A 19,628-nucleotide genomic window follows, 5' to 3' on the forward strand; every position below is an offset into this window, starting at 1 on the left:
CACCCGGTTGCCTGAACAGGATGCACGGCTCAAGGCAGCCGGCAGAGGAAAGGGTGGCGACAACGCGACCCCAGTGATGGAATACCGAGGATAAACCAATGGCAATCCAACAAGTTAACAGCGAAACCGCGATTCCCATGGCCCAGGCCAATGCCAAGCCGGCGGCTGCCGTCGAAGGGCATGACAAGAAAGCCGGTGAAGAATCCCTGGCTCCCCAGAAACATCGGATCATGGGGCGGGTTTCCTACCTGCTGGCCTGGTTCGGCGGCTGTGTCTCCATCGGTACCTTTACCATGGGCTCCAGCATAGTGGGTACCCTCAACCTGCTGCAGGCAACCACGGCCATCGCCATCGGCTGCTTCGTGATAGGTATTGCTCTGGCCCTGAATGGCGCTGCCGGCTATAAGTACGGCATTCCCTTCATGGTGCAGGCGCGCGGCGCCTTTGGCTTTGCCGGCACCCGTTTCCCGGGGCTGGTGCGGGCGGTACCGGCCATCGTCTGGTACGGTTTCCAGAGCTGGATCGGTGCCGGGGCCCTGAACGCGGTATCGGCTACCCTGTTCGGCTTCGACAACCTGGTGCTGTTCTTCATCCTGTTCCAGTTCCTGCAGATTGGCCTGTCGATCTTCGGCTTTCAGGGCATCAAATGGCTGGAAAACGTGGGCAGCGGTTTCATCCTGCTGGCGCTGGTGTACATGTTCTACAGCGTGATCAACCGCTACGGCGACGAGATCACCACCAATCTGGTGAATATGGAAGGTACCTGGGGACTGCCGTTCTGGGGGGCGACCATGCTGTTCCTCGGCATCTACAGCACCATGATGCTCAACGTCAGCGACTATTCCCGGGAACTGAAGGAAGGCACCAAGCCGGGCCTGCTCACCGTCATCTATGCCATGTCCATCCTGCCCTGTACCCTGTTCATGGGGCTGATCGGGCTGATGGTGTCCGGTGCCACCGGGGTGTCCGACCCCATCCAGGTGTTTGCCAGCGCCGTCGACAACACCCCGCTGCTGGTGATTACCCTGCTGTTCATCGCCTTCGCCCAAGTCACCACCAACGTGCTCAACAACGTGGTGCCGCCCACCTATATCCTGATGGACGTGTTCAAGCTGAAGTTCCGCACCTCCACCATACTGGTGGGCCTGCTGGCCTTCTGCACCTTCCCCTGGGAACTGGTGAAGGACGAATCCTCCGCCGGGCTGCAGCTGTTCGTGCAGACCTACTCCGCCTTCCTCGGCCCCATCTTCGCGGTGATGGTGGTGGACTACTTCATCCTGCGTCGCCGCAAGCTGGATCTGGACAAGCTCTATGACGAGAACGGTCCTTACCGGGGCGTCAACTACGGGGCGGTGGTCGCCTCCCTGGCCGGCGCCGCCGTGGCCCTGACCTTTTCCTCCGTGTCCTGGTATGCCAGCCTGCTGCCCGCCGGCATCATCTACTACCTGCTGATGCAATACTGGCAGCCCTGCCAGCGGTTCCGTCAGTAATGGTCTCTGCGCCCCGCCCACTTATCCTGGGTGGGGTGCTTCTTTATTTGTTTCGTTTACCAATGGATATGGAGAGATAACCCCATGGTTATATTCCGCTCACGACTGCTCCCTCGCTGCCGTTTTACCGGTTACCTGTTGGCCCTGTCCCTGACGACGCCCGTGTTGGCCGACGCCTCGTCCGGCATCGGTTCCCTGCCGAATGTTGCCAAAACCATAGTGCTGATCAACCCCAATTCCAACGAACAGGCCACGCAGTCTATGGTTGACCTTGCCCGATTCGAAAGCGCGGGGGCGGTGAACGTGGTGGGAAGAAGCAACACGGGGGCGCCGGCCCTGCTCACCACCCCACAGGACATGCTCGATGCCGTTGCGGGCGTGGTGGCGATCGGCGTGGAAGCCGCCGCAGACGAGCAGGTGGTCGCGCTTATCGTTTCGGCCTTCAGCGATCCTGGGCTGGAGGAGTTGCGCGCCGTGGTGGATATTCCGGTGTTCGGTATCGGTGAAGAGGTGTTTCATGAAGCGGCGCGCGGCCAGCGCGGGTTCGGCATCGTGACCGTTACCCCGGATGAAGCGCTTATCGAATCGTTCCGACAGAAGGCGACCGAGCTGGGATACGAGTCGTTGTATCGCGGCACCAGGGTCACCAGCGGAGATCCCATGGAACTGGTCAAGTCACCGGCAGAGCTGGATCAGGCCCTGGCCGCCGCGGTGACGGAGTCGGTGGAGCACGACGGGGCGCAAGCGGTCATCATGGGTGGTGGCCCGCTATCGGCTTCGGCATTACGGCTGCAACCGGACTTCGAGGTTCCCCTGGTGGTGGCCGTGAATGCTGCGACCCGTGCCGCCGTCAAGGCGATCCAGGGTGAGTAACGGCTCAACGAGACAGGAGAACAGAATGATGCCAGAGCTCAATCGTCGCCGGTTTATGACCGGTACCTCGGCGGCCCTGCTGTCTGCCATGCTGCTGCCGAAAGGTGCTGCGGCCGCCGGGGCGGAAGAACGGTCGGGGAACCGGCGGCCCTTGCGGATCCTGATATTGAATCCCAACAGCTCGCCGGAGTTTACCGAGGTGATTACCTCCGAGGCCCGGCGCAGTGCCAGCCCTGGCACCGAGTTTGTCGGGGTGACCGCCGAGTTCGGGCCCCGCTATGTCGGCACCCATGCGTCGGTCGCGGTGGCCGGCCATGCGGCGCTCGACGGTCTGAGCCGCGTCCTGGCCACGGATACGGCCTTCGATGCCGCCATCCTGGCCGGATTCGGGGCCCTGGGGGCGCCGGCGCTGCGGGAACTAGCTCCGTTCCCGGTGGTGGACATGCTGGAAGCGTCCCTGTCCGCCGCCTTGCTGTTCGGCCGGCGCAGTTCGATTCTGACCGGTGGGGTGCGCTGGGTGCCGATGCTGCAGGAGCGGGTCCAGGCCCTGGGGCTGTCCGAACGGGTGGCGTCGGTACGCGCCATCCCGCTGACCGGCGCCGAGATCGTTGCGGACCGGGAGCGGGCCTTGTCGTTATTGGCCGAGCTGTCCGAAGCCTGTGTGCGGGATGATGGGGCCGAATGCGTGGTACTGGGCGGAGCGGCGGTTGCGGGCATGCCCCGGCTGATGGCCGATCGTGTCAGCGTGCCGTTGATCGACAACGTCGCGGTCGCGGTGGCCACGGCCGAGATGCTCGCACGGGTGGTCGTTATGCCCGCGGGAGCCCGGCAGGGGTTGCCGGCGATAGACAGCGTCGGCTTGTCGGCTGAACTGGCCACCGCCATCCGGCAGGGTTAATCAACAGTCTCCTGTCCTCCGCACCGGGATAAAGGGGGGCTGTTGACCCCGTCTGAACCAGGTATGCGGAGGCAGAACGTAAGCTCAACAACCCGAGGTGATTGTATGGAAGATAAGGAACTCGAGATCAAAAATATCGATCCTCTGCTTTATAACGAGGATCTGGCTCCCATCAAGCACAAAGACCGCAGCTGGGGCTGGTTCGAAATTTTCAACGTCTGGTCGAACGACATCCAGAGCCTGTTCGGCTACACCCTGGCCGCCTCCCTGTTCCTGGCCTATGGCCTGAACGGCTGGGCGGTGATGGCCGCCATCATCCTGGCCGGTGTTATCGTGATGGTGCTGGTCAACCTGACCGGAAAGCCCAGCGTCAAGTACGGCATCCCCTTCCCGGTGATGATCCGCTCCAGCATGGGGGTGCGCGGGGCCAACTTCCCGGCCTTGCTGCGGGCCATCATCGGCATTTTCTGGTACGGGGTGCAGACCTATTTCGCCTCCACCGCCGTGACCCTGCTGCTCACCGCCCTCTGGGGCGTGGGCAACGGCAGCAGCTTCCTGGGGTTGTCCGGCACCGCCTGGCTGTCGTTCCTCATCGTCTGGCTGTTTCAGATCCTGTTGTTCTGGCAGGGCATCGACAAGATCAAGGTCTTCCTCAACTGGGCCGGTCCCCTGGTCTACGTGGTGATGCTGGCGCTGATGGCGATCGTCTGGGTTCAGGCCGGCGACCAGCTGCTCCCGGCGGTGGGTACCATCTTCAGCGGTGGTGGCAGCTACGGGGGCGGCAGCATCGCGGCCTTTAGTGCCATCGTCGGCACCATGGTGGCCTATTTCGCCGCCGTGGTGATCAACTTCGGCGACTTCACCCGCTTCGTGCGCAGCGAGCGGGAGATGAAAATCGGCAACCTGGTGGGACTGCCGCTCAACGTGGCCTTCTTCTCTTTTATCGCGCTGATCATTACCGCCGGCACCATGGTGCTGTTCGGCGAGGCGCTGACCAATCCGGCCGACATCGTGGAACGGGTGGATTCCCTGCCCCTGACCATAGTGGCGGCGCTGACCTTCTTCGCCGCCACCGTGGGCATCAACCTGGTGGCCAACTTCATTCCGCCGGCCTACGACCTGGCCAACCTGTTCCCGAGGATGATCAGCTTCCGGATTGGCGGGCTCATCACCGCCATCGTCGCCTTCTTCGTGGGCGCGCTCTGGGTCTCGGTGATCAGCCAGATCGGCATTCCCGGCTTCGTCAATGCCCTGGGTGCCATCGTGGCTCCCTTCTACGGCATCATAGTGGTGGACTACTATCTGGTGAAAAAGCAGACGCTCGACATGGAGCAGCTGTTCTCCACCGATCCCGAGGGCGACTACTACTACCAGAATGGCTGGAACATCAAGGCGCTGATGGCCTTCGCCCTGGCAGCCCTGTTCTCCATCTCCACCGTGCTGGTGCCGGCGCTGGCCGATCTCAACGGCTACGGCTGGCTGATCGGCGCCGCCCTGGGCGGAGTCTTCTACCGGCTGCTGATGCGCAGCTCCGTGCCCCAGGCCAAGCCCAGGGTCAGCAAGGCCGGCTGATAAAGCGTACCGCGCGAGAAGGGGCCCGGGCCCCTTCTTTCCTTAACAAAACATTACATTTATTGTTGACAATACCAGCCCTGTGTTAATCTGTGCGCGTTATCCGTTCCACCAACAGAGTAATCGCACCCCTGGTGGCCGACTCAAGACGGCAGGGATTCAGAGCACCTCACCAGGGAGCCTGCCATGTATTCAAGGTAGCGCCATGCAGAATAAAACCAATGATCTGGACACCGTCTATCAACGCATCTGGGAAGCCATCGTCGCCCACAAGCTGTTGCCGGGTACCCGCCTGAAAGAAGAAGACCTGAGCGAAACCTTTGGATTGAGCCGGGGCTTCGTGCGCAAGCTGCTGCTGCAGCTGTCCCACCACAAGCTGGTCAACCTGGTGCCCAACAGCGGCGCCTTCGTGGCCGAACCCTCGCCGGAGGAAGCGCGGGAAATCTTTCAGGCCCGCCGGCTGATCGAAGCCGAACTGGTGCGTGAACTGGCCAGCCATTGCACGGCCCGGGAACAGCGGTTGTTGCAGGAGCATATCGAGCGGGAACACCAGGCCTTCGAGCAGAACCAGCAGAGCCTGCGCATCCGGCTGTCCGGCGAGTTCCACCTGTTGATCGGCAAACTGGCCAACAAGCCGGTGTTGACTTCCTTCCTGCATGAAATCATCCCCCGCTCTTCGCTGATCGTCGCGCTCTACCAGGGCTCCGGCCCGCTCAAGGGCAAGGCGCGTCATTCCGGCTTGTCCTGCAGCGAGCACACCGGCCTGCTGGCCGCTATTGCTGCCCATGAGGTAGACAAGGCGGTGCAGCTGATGATCGACCACCTCAATGAAATCGAGGCACAGCTGCAACTGGAGCCGACGGTCGAGGAAGATGCCAACCTCAAGGAGATCTTCGCCGACCTCTGAACAATCTATTGGACCGCCCCTTTGCCCCAAAAGGGGTATCTGAGCCCCTTTTAGGTGCATATCCCCCCCCACAGCGCCTCTCCCGGGGCCTTCTGCCGGCCGCGAGGCCCGGCCGGTTAGTGACTGATCTTCCATCATTTATTCCCGCCACCGCGGGCAAAGGCCGCGGTGGCGGTATTTCTGGCACTATCGTTGCAGAACTCACCCAGCCTGAATCGAAAGTTTCAGGTTTGCCCGATACATGGAACCCACAGAGGTGAGTAATGGAACTCGTTAAATTGAACAGCTTGAAACAGATGATGGTTCGCGGCCTGGCGGCCTTCGGCCTGCTGGCGGCGGTCGGCTCCGCCCAGGCCAGCCAACTGGCGGACATCGAACAGCGCGGGGTACTGCGGGTGGCGGTGCCCCAGGACTTTCCGCCCTTCGGCTCGGTCGGCCCGGATCTCAAGCCCAGGGGCTACGACGTGGACATGGCCGCCTACCTGGCGGAGCAGATGAGCCTCAAGCTGGAGCTGATCCCGGTGACCAGCGCCAACCGCATCCCCTACCTGCAGACCGGCAAGGCCGATCTGGTGATCTCCAGCCTGGGCAAGAACGAAGAGCGGGAGCGGGCCATCGATTTCACCGAGGTTTACGCGCCCTTCTTCCTCGGCGTGTTCGGCAATGCCGAACTGCCGGTGGCGACGGCCGGGGATCTGGACGGCCGGGTAGTCGGGGTAACCCGGGGCGCGGTGGAAGACATGGAGCTGGAGAAAGTGTTGCCCGCCTCGGCCAGACTCCAGCGTTTCGAGGATAACAACACCACCATCTCCGCCTATCTGTCCGGCCAGGTGCAGTTGATCGCCACCGGCAACCTGGTGGCCGCCGAGATGGCCGAACGCCATGCGGACAAGGCGCCGGTCGCCAAGTTCATGCTGAAAGACTCTCCCTGCTATATCGGCCTGAAAAAGGGTGAAACCGAGCTGCGCGACAAGGTCAACGCGCTGATCGCCCAGGCCCTGGCCGACGGCACCCTCGAGCGCATTTCCCAAACCTGGCTGAAAGCCCCCTTGCCGGCCGGCTTCGGCAGCTGAAGGACGGACCCATGTTGAACTTTAACGAGCTGTGGCCCTACCAGGAGCTGATCCTCCAGGGATTGTGGGTCACGGTTGAGCTCACCTGCTACGCCACGCTGGGAGGCGTGGCCATCGGCACCGCCTGTGCCGCCGCCCGCCAGTACGGCGGCCGGCCCCTGCGGGCGCTGGTGGGGGCCTATGTGGAGCTTATTCGCAACACGCCCTTTATCGTCCAGCTGTTTTTCGTCTTCTTCGGGCTGCCCGGCCTCGGGGTCAAGCTGAGCGCCTGGGAGGCCGGCCTGCTGGCCATGCTGATCAACCTGGGCGCCTACAGCACCGAGATCATCCGTGCCGGCCTGGCGGCCACCCCCAGGGGGCAGATAGAGGCGGCCCGGGTGCTGGGGCTCAGCCCCCGGCAGAGCTTCTTCCGGGTGGTGCTGATCCCGGCGTTCGAGAAGATTTATCCGGCACTGACCAGCCAGTGCATCATCGTCATGCTGGGCTCGGCGGTGGTGTCGCAGATTTCGGTGGCCGACCTGACCTACGCCGCCAACCTGATCCAGTCCCGCAACTTCCGCAGCTTCGAAGCCTACCTGGTGGCGGCGGCCTTCTACCTGGGGCTGGCGATACTGATGCGGCAACTGTTCGCGTTGCTGGGCAACCGTCTGTTCCGCCACCGGAGGGCCAAGGCATGATGGAGTTCACCAACTGGGATATTTTCCGCAACCTGCTGCTGGCGGCACGCTGGACGGTGGCACTGTCGCTGGTCGCCTTCGTCGGCGGCGCCCTGGTGGGGTTGCTGCTCACCGCCCTGCGCCTGACCCGGCGGCGGTCGCTGCAGTGGCTGGTGCGGATTTACGTGGAACTGTTCCAGGGCACGCCGCTGCTGATGCAGCTGTTCCTGGCTTTCTTCGGCCTGGCCATGCTGGGGCTGGACATCTCCGCCTGGTCCGCCGCCGCCCTGGCGCTGACCCTGTTCACCAGCGCCTTTCTCACCGAGATCTGGCGCGGCTGCATCGACACCCTGCCCAGGGGTCAGTGGGAAGCCGCCCGCTGCCTGGGACTCGGTTTCGGCCAGACCCTGAGCCGGGTGATCCTGCCCCAGGCGGTACGGGTGGCGCTGGCGCCCACCGTCGGCTTTTCGGTGCAGGTGGTCAAGGGCACCGCCCTGGCCTCGATCATCGGCTTCGTGGAGCTGACCAAGGCCGGCACCATGCTCAACAACGCCACCTTCGAACCGTTCAAGGTATTCGCCCTGGTGGCGCTGCTCTACTTCGCGCTCTGCTATCCGCTGTCCCTGGCCAGCCAGTACCTGGAGAAAAAATTCAATGGCACTCGTTAATATCGAACAAGTTCACAAGTACTACGGGGAGCTGCACGTGCTCAAGGGCATCGATCTCAGGATCAAGGCGGGCGAGGTGGTGTCCATCATCGGCCGCAGCGGTTCCGGCAAGAGCACCCTGCTGCGCTGCATCAACGGCCTGGAAAACTACCAGCAGGGCGCCATCGTGGTCGACGGCAAGGAAGTGACCAGCGACGAGGTGCAGGTGCGCCGGCTGGCGCGCAGCGTGGGCATGGTGTTCCAGAGCTTCAACCTGTTTCCGCACCTGACGGTGGGGGAGAACCTGATGCTGGCGCCCCGGCTGGTGCTGAAGCAGCCGAAGGCCGAAGCGCGGGAACTGGCCCGGGAGATGCTCGGCAAGGTCGGCCTGGCCGACAAGTTCGACCAGTACCCGGACCGCCTGTCCGGCGGCCAGCAGCAGCGGGTGGCCATCGCCCGCGCCCTGGCCATGTCGCCCAAGGTACTGCTGTGCGATGAAATCACCTCGGCGCTCGACCCCGAGCTGGTGGGGGAGGTGCTCAAGGTGCTGGAGGCGCTGGCGGCGGAGGGCATCACCCTGATCCTGGTGACCCATGAGATGAACTTCGCCCGGGACGTGGGCGACAGGGTGGTGTTCATGCATCAGGGCAAGGTGTGGGAAAGCGGTCCGGCCGAAGCGGTGTTCGCCCGGCCCCAGACCGCCGAGTTGCAGAGCTTTATCAATGCGGTACTGTAGCGGAACCCTTGTCGACCAGGAAAGACCCGCATGAGCCAGCTTGGCGAACAGATCCGCGCACAGTTTCCACAACTCAGCCCCAAGGAGCGGCGGGTGGCCAGCTTTATCCTCGATCATATGGACGATCTGGCCACCTACAACTCGGTGGAGATCAGTCGTTGCTGCGGGGTGTCCAAGTCCACCGTCAGCCGGCTGTTCCGCCGCCTCGGCTACGACAGTTTCCGGGAGATGCGCGATGAGAACCGCCGCCTGCGCCAATCCGGGGTGCCCATACCGGCGGCCATCGGCGCCAGCCCGGCGGGCTTGGTCGAGCGCCAGCTCAAATGCGAGCAAGACAAGCTCACCCAACTGCTGGCCCTGCTCGGCAACGGCGCGCTCGAGGGCCTGATCGGCGGCCTGGCCGGTGCGCGCCGGGTGGGGATTATCGGCTTTCGCAACAGCTACCCGGTGGCCCTGCACCTGCGCCAGCAGTTGGTGCAGGTGCGCGCCGGGGTGCAGCTGCTGCCCCAGCCGGGCCAGACCCTGGCGGAGGAGCTGGTCGATTACGACGCTGACGACATCATTATCCTGGTGGCTTTTCATCGCCGGCCGGCGCTGTTTCCCAAGCTGCTGGCCAGCCTGCGCCGGAGCGGGGTGCCGCTGGCGCTGATGGTGGAGACCCAGGCCGAGCTGGCCGAGGCCCCGGACTGGCTGCTGGAGCTGCCGCTCGATTCGGTGTCCGCCTTCGACAGCTACAGCACCGCCATGTGCACCGTCAGCCTGCTCTGCAACCTGCTGCTGCACCGGCAACTGGAGCAGGGGCGGGAGCGCATCGGCCGCATCAACGAACTCTACCGGCAGACGGAGGAGCTGGATGCGGGGTTAGGCTGAAAAGCGCCTTCAAACAGGTGCTGGCCGGGCTGGCCCCGGGAACTGAACTGGTACTCAAGGCCCCCTACGGCTCCTTCACCCAGCATCATGACCAGGCTTTGCCCGCAGAGCAGCGTCAGCAGTTTATCAACGGTATCCAGGTTGCAATGGGTGGCTTATCCAGTCTTGGTGTCGAAGTTCTGGCACTGAGTGAAACGGATACCAATATCGACAAGGCAAGTAAGCATCGCTTTCTGGGGATCTGGTGCTTTCCGAATATTCAGACTCGGGATGCACTACTGACTGGTATGATCACTTTGACCATGTAAATGCAGCTGGAAATACTGGTGGTTTTGACGCTCACTTGGTTGCTCTGACAGGTAGATAACGAATGGCCGAATTCCATATCAAGCGGAATAAAAAATGCTGTATGAATTCAGGTGCTGACGCCGAGCAGGCACATGGCACACGAGACGGCGGAGAACATGGCGAGATAGGCGCCAACGGGGGGGATATGCGCTGACGAACAGGATAATCCCTGACATGGACACGAGCCAGACCTTGGGATTGAGCAATTGCACTAGGGTGCTTTCAATAAAGCAAAGCGGTGTGGACCTGGTCGGTAGCGGCTTGGTTTGCCCCCGGGCCTTGCTGGCCAGCCTGTACGCCATCCAGAGCAGGAAGGCGGCACCAAATTATTGCAGTGTCCCGGTGAGCTGCGGCTGTCTCAGCAATACGATCAGGGTATATCCCTGGGTTGCGCCGAGGACATGGGGCAGGGTTCTGATAAAACCAAAGTTTGCCCCGAGCTGGTGGCGATAATATTGAACGGTCCCTGAGAGATGGTACCGATCAGGGCAAAAACCAGTATAGAAAACATGACCGTCAGTATTTTGCATTCCTTGTGGGGGTCTCCGGCAGTGCTGGAGACGAGGATTATAAAGAGACAGGGTAGCGTTGGTGACGCTTGGATATTGAACGAAATTGCGCGTGGGCATCGATCTGCAGCGACCGCCCGGATGGCGGTTCAGCGGCGGGGGAAGTTGTCCAGGGTCAGTTGGGCCACCTGTTTCAATTCTTCCGGTGTGGCGCCGTTGGTGGCCTGGATGGCCATGCCCTGCAACACTGTGCCCAGGTAACGGGCCAGCACCGCGGTATCGACCTCGGCCGGCAGGTCGCCCTGCTCCCTGGCCTGTTCCAGGCGTTCCCGCAAGGCCAATTCGCCGTTGCGGCGGCGGGCGATCAGCGCGGCCTTGACGGTCTCGGCCGCCTCACTGCAGGACAAGGCGCCCTGCACCACCACGCAGCCATGGGGGTGGCTGGTATCGGCCATGCTGGTAGCCGCGCCGAACAGCATATGCTCCGCCACCTGGTAGGCGGTCGGTTGCTGAAGGGCCGGGTAGAAGAAGGCACAGGGGCGTTTTTCGTAGAGTTCGATCGCTTTCAGAAACAGCTGTTCCTTGTTGCCGAAAGCGGAGTACAGACTGGGCTTGTTGATGCCCATGGCTTCGGTCAGGTCGGACAGCGATGCCCCGTCATATCCTTTCTTCCAGAACACGTCCAGGGCTTTCTCCAGGGCTTTCTCCATGTCGAAGGCACGTGGGCGGCCAACACTGGGGGGGCAGGTTCCCGTAGACATAAACAAGCTCCTACATAAAAAACTGTTTATATCTTAAACATCGTAAAACCCTCTGTCCAGCAGGCTTATTTACCGACCGGTAAGCAAATGGCGGCGGCGCGCGGGCCGATGAAAGTATTTTGTACTCATAGGTATAAAATTAATTGACTGTCATTCCCCACCCTATATATTTACTCATCGGTACAAAACTAAGTGGCTACCCGCGGGTCGGCGCCAGCCACCGTCAAGCGCCTTGAGGATATCGTCGTGAACAGCAACAGCGTCATCAGAAACATTATTTTTGCAAGCCTGGCCAGCGTGCTGCTGGCTGGGTGTGAACGTCCGCAAGCGGCGGCGGGGGCGTCCGCCGCGCCCGAGGTACAGGTCGCCACCGTGCTCCATGAACGCATCACCGAGTGGGATGAATTCACCGGCCGGCTGCAGGCGCCAGAGACGGTGGTGCTGATGCCCAGGGTTTCGGGCTATGTACAGCAGGTGCATTTCAGGGAAGGGAGCCTGGTCGAGCCCGGCGAGGTGCTGTTCCAGCTCGACCCGGCTCCCTTTCAGGCGGAGGTGACGCGCCTGCAGGCCGAACTGCAGGGCGCGCAGACGGCGCTCAGGCTGGCCGACAGCGACTACCGGCGGGCCAATGCGCTGCGGGCCGGACGCGCCATCGCCGAAGAGGTGCTGGATGCCAGGCTGGCGCGCAAGCATCAGACGGCGGCGGCGGTCGCCTCGGTGTCGGCCGCCCTGCAGCGGGCCGAGCTGGATCTGGCGTATACCCGGGTGACGGCGCCTATCGCTGGCCGGGTGTCCTACGCCCAGGTCACCGCCGGCAACTACGTCAGCGCCGGCCAGACCCCGCTGACGCGTATCGTTTCCACCGAGGAAATGCATGCCTACTTCGATGTGGACGAACAGAGCTACCTCAAATACGCCACCCTGAGCCGCGAGGGGCTACGGGCCGATGCCCGGGAGGACGACAACCCCGTGTTTATGGCCCTGTCCGGTAACGGCGACTTCGATCGTGTCGGCCGCATCGACTTCGTGGACAACGCGGTCGATCAGCACACCGGCACCATCCGCCTGCGGGCCCGCTTCGACAACCAGGACGGCAGCCTGCTGCCGGGCCTGTTTGCCCGGATCAGGCTGGCCGGCAGCGGTAGCTACCGGGGCGTGCTGATCGATGACAAGGCAATAGGCACCGATCTGAACCATAAATTCGTGCTGGTGGTCGACGACCAGGATCGGCTGGAATACCGCGGCGTGACCCTGGGAGGAAGGGTTGGCGGCCTGCGCATCATCAAAGCCGGGCTAAGCCCGCATGAGCGGATAGTGGTCAATGGTCTGCAGCGGGTCAGGCCCGAGATGACGGTCACGCCCACCCCGGTGGACATGGCCGAGGCCGGGCAGCTGAACGACCTGCGGGCGAGTCAGGCATTGCTGGACAAGGCCGGAGCCGGGCTGACGGCCCGGGCCGAGCCGGTTCGCGATCGCGGTTAAGGAGCTGGAGCCATGTTTTCGCAATTCTTCATCAAAAGACCGATCTTCGCCGCGGTGATCTCGATGATTTTCGTGCTCACCGGCGCCATAGCGGTATGGCAACTGCCCATTACCGAATACCCGGACGTGGTGCCGCCGACCGTGGTGGTCACCGCCAACTATCCGGGCGCCAATCCCAAGGTGATCGCCGAGACCGTCGCCTCGCCGCTGGAGCAGGAAATCAACGGCGTGGAGCAGATGCTGTACATGTCTTCCCAGGCGACGTCCGATGGCCGGATGACGCTGACCATCACCTTTGCCATCGGCACCGATGTCGACCGGGCGCAGACCCAGGTGCAGAGCCGGGTCGACCGGGCCATGCCGCGGCTGCCGCAGGAAGTGCAGCGGCTGGGGGTGGTCACCGAGAAGTCGTCGCCGGACCTGACCATGGTGGTGCACCTGACCTCGCCCGATGACAGTCACGACATGCTGTACCTGTCGAACTATGCGGCGCTGAACGTGAAGGACGAGCTGGCGCGGATCAAGGGCGTCGGCAGCGTGCGGTTGTTCGGTGCCGGGGAATACAGTCTGCGGGTGTGGCTGGATCCGCACCGGGTGGCGGCCCTGGGCCTGTCGCCCCGGCAGATCATCGACGCCATCGGCGAGCAGAACCAGCAGGCCGCCGCCGGCAGCCTGGGGGCCCAGCCCAGCCGGGAGTCCGAGTTCCAGCTGCTGATCAACGTCAAGGGCCGGCTGAGCACGGTGGAAGAGTTTGAGGACATCATCATCAAGGTCGGCCCCGACGGGGAGATCAGCCGACTGAAGGATGTGGCCCGGGTTGAACTGGGAGCCGACAACTACGCGTTGCGTTCCCTGCTGGATAACCGGGAAGCGGTCGCTATTCCGATCTTCCAGGCCTCCGGCTCCAATGCCATCCAGATCTCCAACGACGTCAGGGCCAGGATGGCCGAGCTGGCGGAGTCCTTCCCGGCCGGGGTGGACTACGCCATCGTGTACGACCCGACGGTCTTTGTGCGCGGCTCGATTGAGGCTGTGGTGAAGACCCTGTTCGAGGCCGTGCTGCTGGTGGTGCTGGTGGTGGTGCTGTTTCTGCAGACCTGGCGCGCCTCCATTATTCCGCTGGTGGCGGTGCCGGTGTCGCTGGTCGGTACCTTTGCCTTCATGCATCTGCTGGGTTTCTCCCTCAATGCCCTGTCCCTGTTCGGCCTGGTGCTGGCCATCGGCATAGTGGTGGATGACGCCATCGTGGTGGTGGAAAACGTGGAGCGCAACATTGCCGACGGGCTTTCGCCGATGGCGGCGACCCAGAAGGCGATGAAGGAAGTCACCGGCCCCATCGTGGCCACCACCCTGGTGCTGGCGGCGGTGTTTATTCCCACCGCCTTCATGTCGGGCCTGACCGGTCAGTTCTACAAGCAGTTTGCCCTGACCATCACCATTTCTACCTTTATTTCCGCGCTCAATTCGCTGACCCTGAGCCCGGCGCTGTCGGCATTGCTGCTGAAAGGCCATGGTGCGCACAAGGACGCGCTGACCCGGGCCATGGACCGGTTGCTGGGCGGCTGGCTGTTTGCTCCCTTTAACCGCTTCTTCGCGCGGCTGTCCGAGGGCTACGGCTGGCTGGTCAGGAAGGTGATCCGCTTCGGCGGCATCGTCGGCGTGCTCTACCTCGCGCTGGTGGGCCTGACCGGATTGCAGTTTGCCAGCACGCCCACCGGTTATGTGCCGGGGCAGGACAAGCAGTACCTGGTGGCCTTCGCCCAGTTGCCCGACGCCGCCTCGCTGGAGCGCACCGATGCGGTGATCAAGGAGATGTCGCGCATCGCGCTGGCGCACCCCAGCGTCGAGCACGCGGTGGCCTTTCCCGGCCTGAGCATCAACGGTTTTACCAACAGCCCGAACAGCGGCATCGTGTTCGTGACCCTGAGCGATTTCGCCGAACGCCAGGGCGCCGGGCAGTCGGCCAATGCCATCGCCGGCGAGCTGAACCTGGCGTTCGGAGGCATTCAGGATGCGTTCGTCGCCATTTTCCCACCGCCGCCGGTCATGGGCCTGGGCACCATCGGCGGTTTCCGCCTGCAAATCCAGGACAGGGCCAACCTGGGCTACGAGGAACTGTACCGGGTGAACATGCAGGTCATGCAGCGGGCCTGGGCCACCCCCGAGCTGGCGGGGATCTTTTCCAGTTATCAGGTGAACGTGCCGCAGCTGGAGCTGGACATTGATCGCACCAAGGCCAAACAGCAGGGGGTATCGCTGGATGAGCTGTTCCAGACCCTGCAGGGCTATATGGGGTCGACCTACGTCAACGACTTCAACCGCTTCGGCCGCACCTATCAGGTGAATGTGCAGGCCGACGACGCCTTTCGTCAGGATCCGGAGCAAATCCGCCAGCTGAAGGTGCGCAACCTGAGCGGAGACATGGTGCCGCTGGGCTCCTTTATCACTGTCAACCAGGTTGCCGGACCGGATCGGGTGATGCGCTATAACGGTTTCACCACCGCCGAGATCAACGGCGGGCCGGCCTCCGGGTTCAGCAGCGGCGAGGCGCAGGCGGCGATGGAACGGATCCTGGCGGAGACCCTGCCGCATGGCATGAGCTACGAGTGGACCGAGCTGACCTACCAGAAGATCCTGGCCGGCAACAGTGGCCTGCTGGTCTATCCGCTGGTGATCCTGCTGGTGTTTATGGTGCTGGCGGCTCAGTACGAGAGCCTGAGCCTGCCGCTGGCCATCATTCTGATCATCCCGATGACGCTGTTGTCGGCGCTCAGCGGCGTGCTGCTCTACGGTGGAGACAACAACATCTTTACCCAGATAGGCCTGATCGTGCTGGTGGGGCTGGCGACCAAGAACGCCATCCTGATCGTCGAGTTCGCCAAGGAGCTGCAGGATCAGGGCATGACTACCCTGCAGGCGATACTGGAGGCGGCGCGGTTGCGGTTGCGGCCGATCCTGATGACCTCCATCGCCTTTATCATGGGGGTGGTGCCCATGGTGTTCTCCTCGGGGGCCGGTGCCGAAATGCGCCAGGCCATGGGCGTGGCCGTGTTCTCCGGCATGATCGGGGTCACCGTGTTCGGGCTGATACTGACACCGCTGTTCTATTACCTGCTGGCCCGGCGTGGCGAGCGCCGGGCCGCCGCACAGCAAACGGCCGAGGAGCTGCAGCATGCGTAACAACACCATTGCATCCATGGTTGCCGCCCTGCTGCTGAGCGCCTGCACCACGGTGGGCCCCGATTATCAGGCTCCGCGACAGGTGGCGGACATCGACTTCAGCAGTCCTTATAGCCGGGCCGAGCGGGCCCTGAGCTGGTGGCAGGTGTTCGAGGATCCGCACCTTGACCGGCTGATTGAACTGACGCTCGCTAACAACCGTGAGCTGGAGCAGGCCAGCGCCAATGTTGAGCGGGCCTATGCGGTGTTCCACGACGTGGACAACAACCGCTGGCCCCAGGGCAGTCTTGATGCCGGCTATCAGGCCGGCGAAAACGGCACCGTGGCGAGCGACGACGATGGCGTTATCGCGCGCGGTTACCGCAGCGGTCTCGGCCTGAGCTGGGATCCGGACTTGTTCGGTAAGCTTCGCCGAGCCAGCCAGGCGGGCCGGGCCGAAGCCGAGCAGGCCAGGATCCTCTGGCACGACGCCCAGCTGCGGCTGGTCAGCCAGGTGGCGACCAGCTACGGAGAATACCGGGGCGCCCAGCTGCGGCTGGAGGTTGCCCGGCAGAACCTGGACAACCTGCGGCAGACCAGGGACATTATCCAGGCCCGTTTCGACGCCGGCCTGGCCTCCGAACTGGAGCTGGTGCGCATCGATGCCCAGTTGCTGGAGGTGGCGGCCGGTCTCCCGGATCACCAACTGGCACTGCTGACCGCGGAAACGACCCTGGCGGCGCTGGTGGGCAGCAAGCCGGGCCCGCTGCAACTGGGAGAACGGGCCGAATTGCCGCGGCTGGCGCAGCCGGTGGCTATTGCCGACGGCACCAACTATCTGCGCTATCGCGCCGACGTGGCCGGAGCCGAGCGGTCGCTGGCCGCGCGCACCGCCGATATCGGCGTGGCCACCGCCGATCTGTACCCCAGCCTGTCGTTCAGCGGTTTCCTCGGATTCGTGTCCGGTCCCGGCTGGGCCCTCGGCTCCGACCAGCGCAGCTGGTCCATCGCCCCCGGGCTGAGCTGGCAGGCGGCGGATCTGGGGTCGGTCAGGGCACGCATCCGGGCCGCCGGCGCCGGTCGGCAAATGGCGCTGGCCGAGTTTGAACAAAAGGTCATCGACGCCCTGGGCGAGATGCAGCTGGCACTGCACGGCTACAACCTCGGCCGGGAGCGGCAACTCGGACTGGAGCAGCAGTGGCAGGCCAGCAACAAGGCGGTGGCTATTGCCCGAGCCCGCTACCAGGCCGGCAGCGGCGACTTCCTCGAACTGCTGGACGCGGAGCGGGAGCAACTGCGCAGCCGCGATCGGATGGCGCAACAGGAGCAGGACAGCTTCAGCCGGCTGGTCGCCGTTTATCGCAGTTTTGGTGGCGGCATCGAGCCGCTGTAGGGGCTCGGCATGCTGCTGTTTGCGGCGGTGCGCATCAGGCGGAGAGGCGGTTATCGAAGGTCTGGTTGCAGGCCCCGATCAGCCGCTCCGCCAGCATCTTGCTGTGGGCCGACAGCTGGTCCTGGGCGTGCAGGGTCAGCTCCAGGTCCGGCACCGGGGGCAGGCCGTCCCGCTGGTCCAGGATGCGGTGGCGTTCGGTGACCAGCCGGCGCGGCAGCAGCGAGATGCCGAGGCCGGCTTCCACCGCACAGCACACCCCGGACAGGCTGGTGCTCACATAGGCCAGCCGCCAGCTGCGGCCCAGGCTGTCGAAGGTGTGCGCCATCTCGCTGCGGTACAGGCCGCCGATGGGAAAGGTAACCAGGGGGATGGGGTGGCTGTCCAGGCTGTTGCCGTGCAGGCTGTCGATCCAGCACAGGGGTTCGGGCCAGCTGGCCAGGCCGGGGGCGCTGCCCTGGCGCTGCTTCACCAGGGCCAGGTCCAGGTCGCTGCGCTGGAACTCGCGCCAGATGTCGCTGCACAGGCCGCTCTTCACTTCCAGCCTGATGCCGGGGTACTCGCTGGCGAAGGCCGACAGGGTGGGCATGATGGCGTGGGTGGCGAAGTCTTCCGGCACCCCCAGGCGGATCTTCTGCTGTTCGGCGCTCAGGCTGGTCTGGGCCACCGCCTCGTTCATCAGCTGCAGGATGCGGCGGGCATAGCTCAGCACCCGCTCCCCCTCCAGGGTGGCGGTGACGTAGCGGCCCTTGCGGTGCAGCAGCTCGCAGCCGAGCAGGGATTCGAGCTTGCGCACCTGCTGGCTGACGGTGGACTGGGTAAGGTGGGTGCTGTCGGCGGCACGGGTAAAGCTGCCGGTGTCGACCACGGCCACAAAGCTGCGCAGCAAGACGGGGTCCAGGGTGGTGTTCAGGTTCATGCCTTCCATCCAGTGGCAAAGCCACTAGTTGCCATTCAGTTATTTAATTTATAAATCAAATGGCGATACTCTACAATCAGGGTGTTCAGCATTTAAACAGCAGCCTCGTCAAGACCACTGCTGATCCGTTGGCGCAGACCAACCACTTTGCATAAAAAAGGACAGATGTCATGGCCCGTAATAGCTACTATGCCCCCACCGGCGGTCTGCCGCCCCAGACGCAGCTGATCAACGATCGCGCGGTCTTTACCGAAGCCTACGCCATCATCCCCAAGGGCGTGATGAGCGACATCGTGACCAGCTTCCTGCCGTTCTGGGACAACACCCGGCTGTGGGTCATCGCCCGTCCGATGAGCGGCTTTGCCGAAACCTTCTCCCACTACATCATGGAAGTGTCTCCCCAGGGCGGCAGCGACAGGCCCGAACTGGACAGCGGCGCCGAAGGCGTGCTGTTCGTGGTGGAAGGAGAAATGACCCTGACCCTGGAAGGTAAAGTGCACCAGATGCAGACCGGTGGCTACGCCTTCCTGCCGCCCGGCACCAACTGGAGCCTGAAGAACAACGGCGACGCACCGGTGCGCTTCCACTGGATCCGCAAGGCCTACGAATACGTGGACGGCATAGAAGTGCCGGAAGCCTTCGTCACCAACGAAAACGACATTGAACCGACGCCGATGCCGGACACCAACGACGCCTGGGCCACCACCCGCTTCGTGGACTCCGCCGACATGCGCCACGACATGCAGGTCAATATCGTGACCTTCCAGCCCGGCGGCGTCATCCCCTTCGACGAAACCCATGTCATGGAACACGGCCTCTACGTACTGGAAGGCAAGGCGGTGTACCACCTGAACCAGAACTGGGTGGAAGTGGAAGCGGGCGACTACATGTGGCTGCGTGCCTTCTGCCCGCAGGCCTGCTACGCCAGCGGCCCGACCCGCTTCCGCTACCTGCTGTACAAGGACATCAACCGTCATATGGTGCTGAACGCCTCGCCCGCCTACCGCGGCAACCGGCGCTAAGCCAGCCTTACCATCACAAGGGCGGCCTTCGGGCCGCCCTTTTTGCGTATGGCCGTGAGGGGACAAATCGTAAGAGCCTGTTTTAAATCTTTGCGAAGCTTGTCTGTAACCATTGAGCAAAGAGTCAACAGGGCCACCTCCACCGACACGCTTCAAGCACATCCCTGTGGCGCTCGGCACATGCCATCCCTAGCATGTGACGGTCGGTGGAGGTAATCCCTGTTACCTCTTCCAGCCCCGTTGTTGGCTGATGGTCTCGCCAACAGGCGACACCGAGCTTTGGAGAGGACAAAGAGTGCTGCTCCGCCGACCGTTG

The 19,628-nt window shown here is 63.3% G+C and carries 17 protein-coding genes; 15 read left to right on the top strand and 2 right to left on the bottom strand.

The genetic code is table 11. From position 1 onward, the window contains the following. Positions 1-98 precede the first annotated feature (98 nt). The 11 genes from ACEVBK_RS00800 (at position 99) to ACEVBK_RS00850 (ending at position 10,030) form a co-directional block, all read left to right on the top strand. A complete protein-coding gene (locus ACEVBK_RS00800) occupies positions 99-1,490 on the top strand; it encodes an NCS1 family transporter (RefSeq protein ID WP_375056747.1) in 1,392 nt (463 codons plus the stop codon). A gap of 84 nt (positions 1,491-1,574) precedes the next feature. Continuing rightward, on the top strand, positions 1,575-2,363 hold the full coding sequence (locus ACEVBK_RS00805; protein WP_375056748.1) for an aspartate/glutamate racemase family protein: 789 nt from the start codon (positions 1,575-1,577) through the stop codon (positions 2,361-2,363). Positions 2,364-2,388: 25 nt separating this feature from the next. After that, positions 2,389-3,261 carry an aspartate/glutamate racemase family protein gene (locus tag ACEVBK_RS00810; protein WP_375056749.1) on the top strand — a complete coding sequence of 291 codons (873 nt, stop codon included), beginning with the start codon at positions 2,389-2,391 and terminating at the stop codon, positions 3,259-3,261. A 105-nt stretch (positions 3,262-3,366) separates the two neighbouring features. After that, entirely contained in the window at positions 3,367-4,833 is a 1,467-nt protein-coding gene (locus tag ACEVBK_RS00815; RefSeq protein WP_375056750.1) for an NCS1 family nucleobase:cation symporter-1, read from the top strand. 205 nt (positions 4,834-5,038) lie between these two features. Then, positions 5,039-5,740, top strand: a complete 702-nt coding sequence (locus ACEVBK_RS00820; protein ID WP_375056751.1) for a GntR family transcriptional regulator — start codon at positions 5,039-5,041, stop codon at positions 5,738-5,740. Positions 5,741-6,003: 263 nt separating this feature from the next. Continuing rightward, positions 6,004-6,813, top strand: a complete 810-nt coding sequence (locus tag ACEVBK_RS00825) for a transporter substrate-binding domain-containing protein (RefSeq protein ID WP_375056752.1) — start codon at positions 6,004-6,006, stop codon at positions 6,811-6,813. An 11-nt stretch (positions 6,814-6,824) separates the two neighbouring features. Next, positions 6,825-7,490 (top strand): amino acid ABC transporter permease, encoded by a 666-nt coding sequence (locus ACEVBK_RS00830; protein ID WP_375056753.1) that lies wholly within the window; start codon positions 6,825-6,827, stop codon positions 7,488-7,490. Beyond that, positions 7,487-8,137 (top strand): amino acid ABC transporter permease, encoded by a 651-nt coding sequence (locus ACEVBK_RS00835; protein WP_375056754.1) that lies wholly within the window; start codon positions 7,487-7,489, stop codon positions 8,135-8,137. Before ACEVBK_RS00830 ends, ACEVBK_RS00835 begins: the two co-directional genes overlap by 4 nt. Continuing rightward, positions 8,124-8,852, top strand: coding sequence for an amino acid ABC transporter ATP-binding protein (locus ACEVBK_RS00840; RefSeq protein WP_375056755.1), 729 nt, complete (start codon positions 8,124-8,126; stop codon positions 8,850-8,852). Before ACEVBK_RS00835 ends, ACEVBK_RS00840 begins: the two co-directional genes overlap by 14 nt. A 30-nt stretch (positions 8,853-8,882) precedes the next feature. Beyond that, positions 8,883-9,722, top strand: coding sequence for a MurR/RpiR family transcriptional regulator (locus ACEVBK_RS00845; protein WP_375056756.1), 840 nt, complete (start codon positions 8,883-8,885; stop codon positions 9,720-9,722). 17 nt (positions 9,723-9,739) lie between these two features. Then, entirely contained in the window at positions 9,740-10,030 is a 291-nt protein-coding gene (locus tag ACEVBK_RS00850; RefSeq protein WP_375056757.1) for a DUF6616 family protein, read from the top strand. Positions 10,031-10,728: 698 nt separating this feature from the next. Here the strand turns inward: ACEVBK_RS00850 and ACEVBK_RS00855 are convergent. Further along, entirely contained in the window at positions 10,729-11,340 is a 612-nt protein-coding gene (locus ACEVBK_RS00855; protein ID WP_375056758.1) for a TetR/AcrR family transcriptional regulator, read from the bottom strand. 246 nt (positions 11,341-11,586) lie between these two features. On the opposite strand from ACEVBK_RS00855, the gene ACEVBK_RS00860 reads away from it, so the two are divergent. From ACEVBK_RS00860 to ACEVBK_RS00870, 3 genes are read left to right on the top strand one after another with little or no spacing between them, the layout of a single operon-like run. After that, positions 11,587-12,822 (top strand): efflux RND transporter periplasmic adaptor subunit, encoded by a 1,236-nt coding sequence (locus tag ACEVBK_RS00860; protein ID WP_375056759.1) that lies wholly within the window; start codon positions 11,587-11,589, stop codon positions 12,820-12,822. 12 nt (positions 12,823-12,834) lie between these two features. Then, positions 12,835-16,002 (top strand): efflux RND transporter permease subunit, encoded by a 3,168-nt coding sequence (locus ACEVBK_RS00865; protein ID WP_375056760.1) that lies wholly within the window; start codon positions 12,835-12,837, stop codon positions 16,000-16,002. Continuing rightward, positions 15,995-17,374 carry an efflux transporter outer membrane subunit gene (locus ACEVBK_RS00870; protein WP_375056761.1) on the top strand — a complete coding sequence of 460 codons (1,380 nt, stop codon included), beginning with the start codon at positions 15,995-15,997 and terminating at the stop codon, positions 17,372-17,374. Before ACEVBK_RS00865 ends, ACEVBK_RS00870 begins: the two co-directional genes overlap by 8 nt. Positions 17,375-17,408: 34 nt before the next feature. On the opposite strand, the gene ACEVBK_RS00875 is transcribed toward ACEVBK_RS00870, so the two are convergent. Next, the gene (locus tag ACEVBK_RS00875) at positions 17,409-18,290 is read right to left on the bottom strand and encodes a LysR substrate-binding domain-containing protein (protein ID WP_375056762.1); all 882 of its coding nucleotides are present in this window, start codon (positions 18,288-18,290) and stop codon (positions 17,409-17,411) included. A gap of 170 nt (positions 18,291-18,460) precedes the next feature. Between ACEVBK_RS00875 and ACEVBK_RS00880 the strand changes: the two genes are divergently transcribed. Next, positions 18,461-19,312: a bifunctional allantoicase/(S)-ureidoglycine aminohydrolase gene (locus ACEVBK_RS00880; protein ID WP_375056763.1), complete on the top strand. Its 852-nt coding sequence runs from the start codon at positions 18,461-18,463 to the stop codon at positions 19,310-19,312. The last annotated feature ends 316 nt before the right edge of the window (positions 19,313-19,628 follow it).

The organism is Zobellella sp. DQSA1 (genome assembly GCF_041950555.1).
Lineage (GTDB): Bacteria > Pseudomonadota > Gammaproteobacteria > Enterobacterales > Aeromonadaceae > Oceanimonas.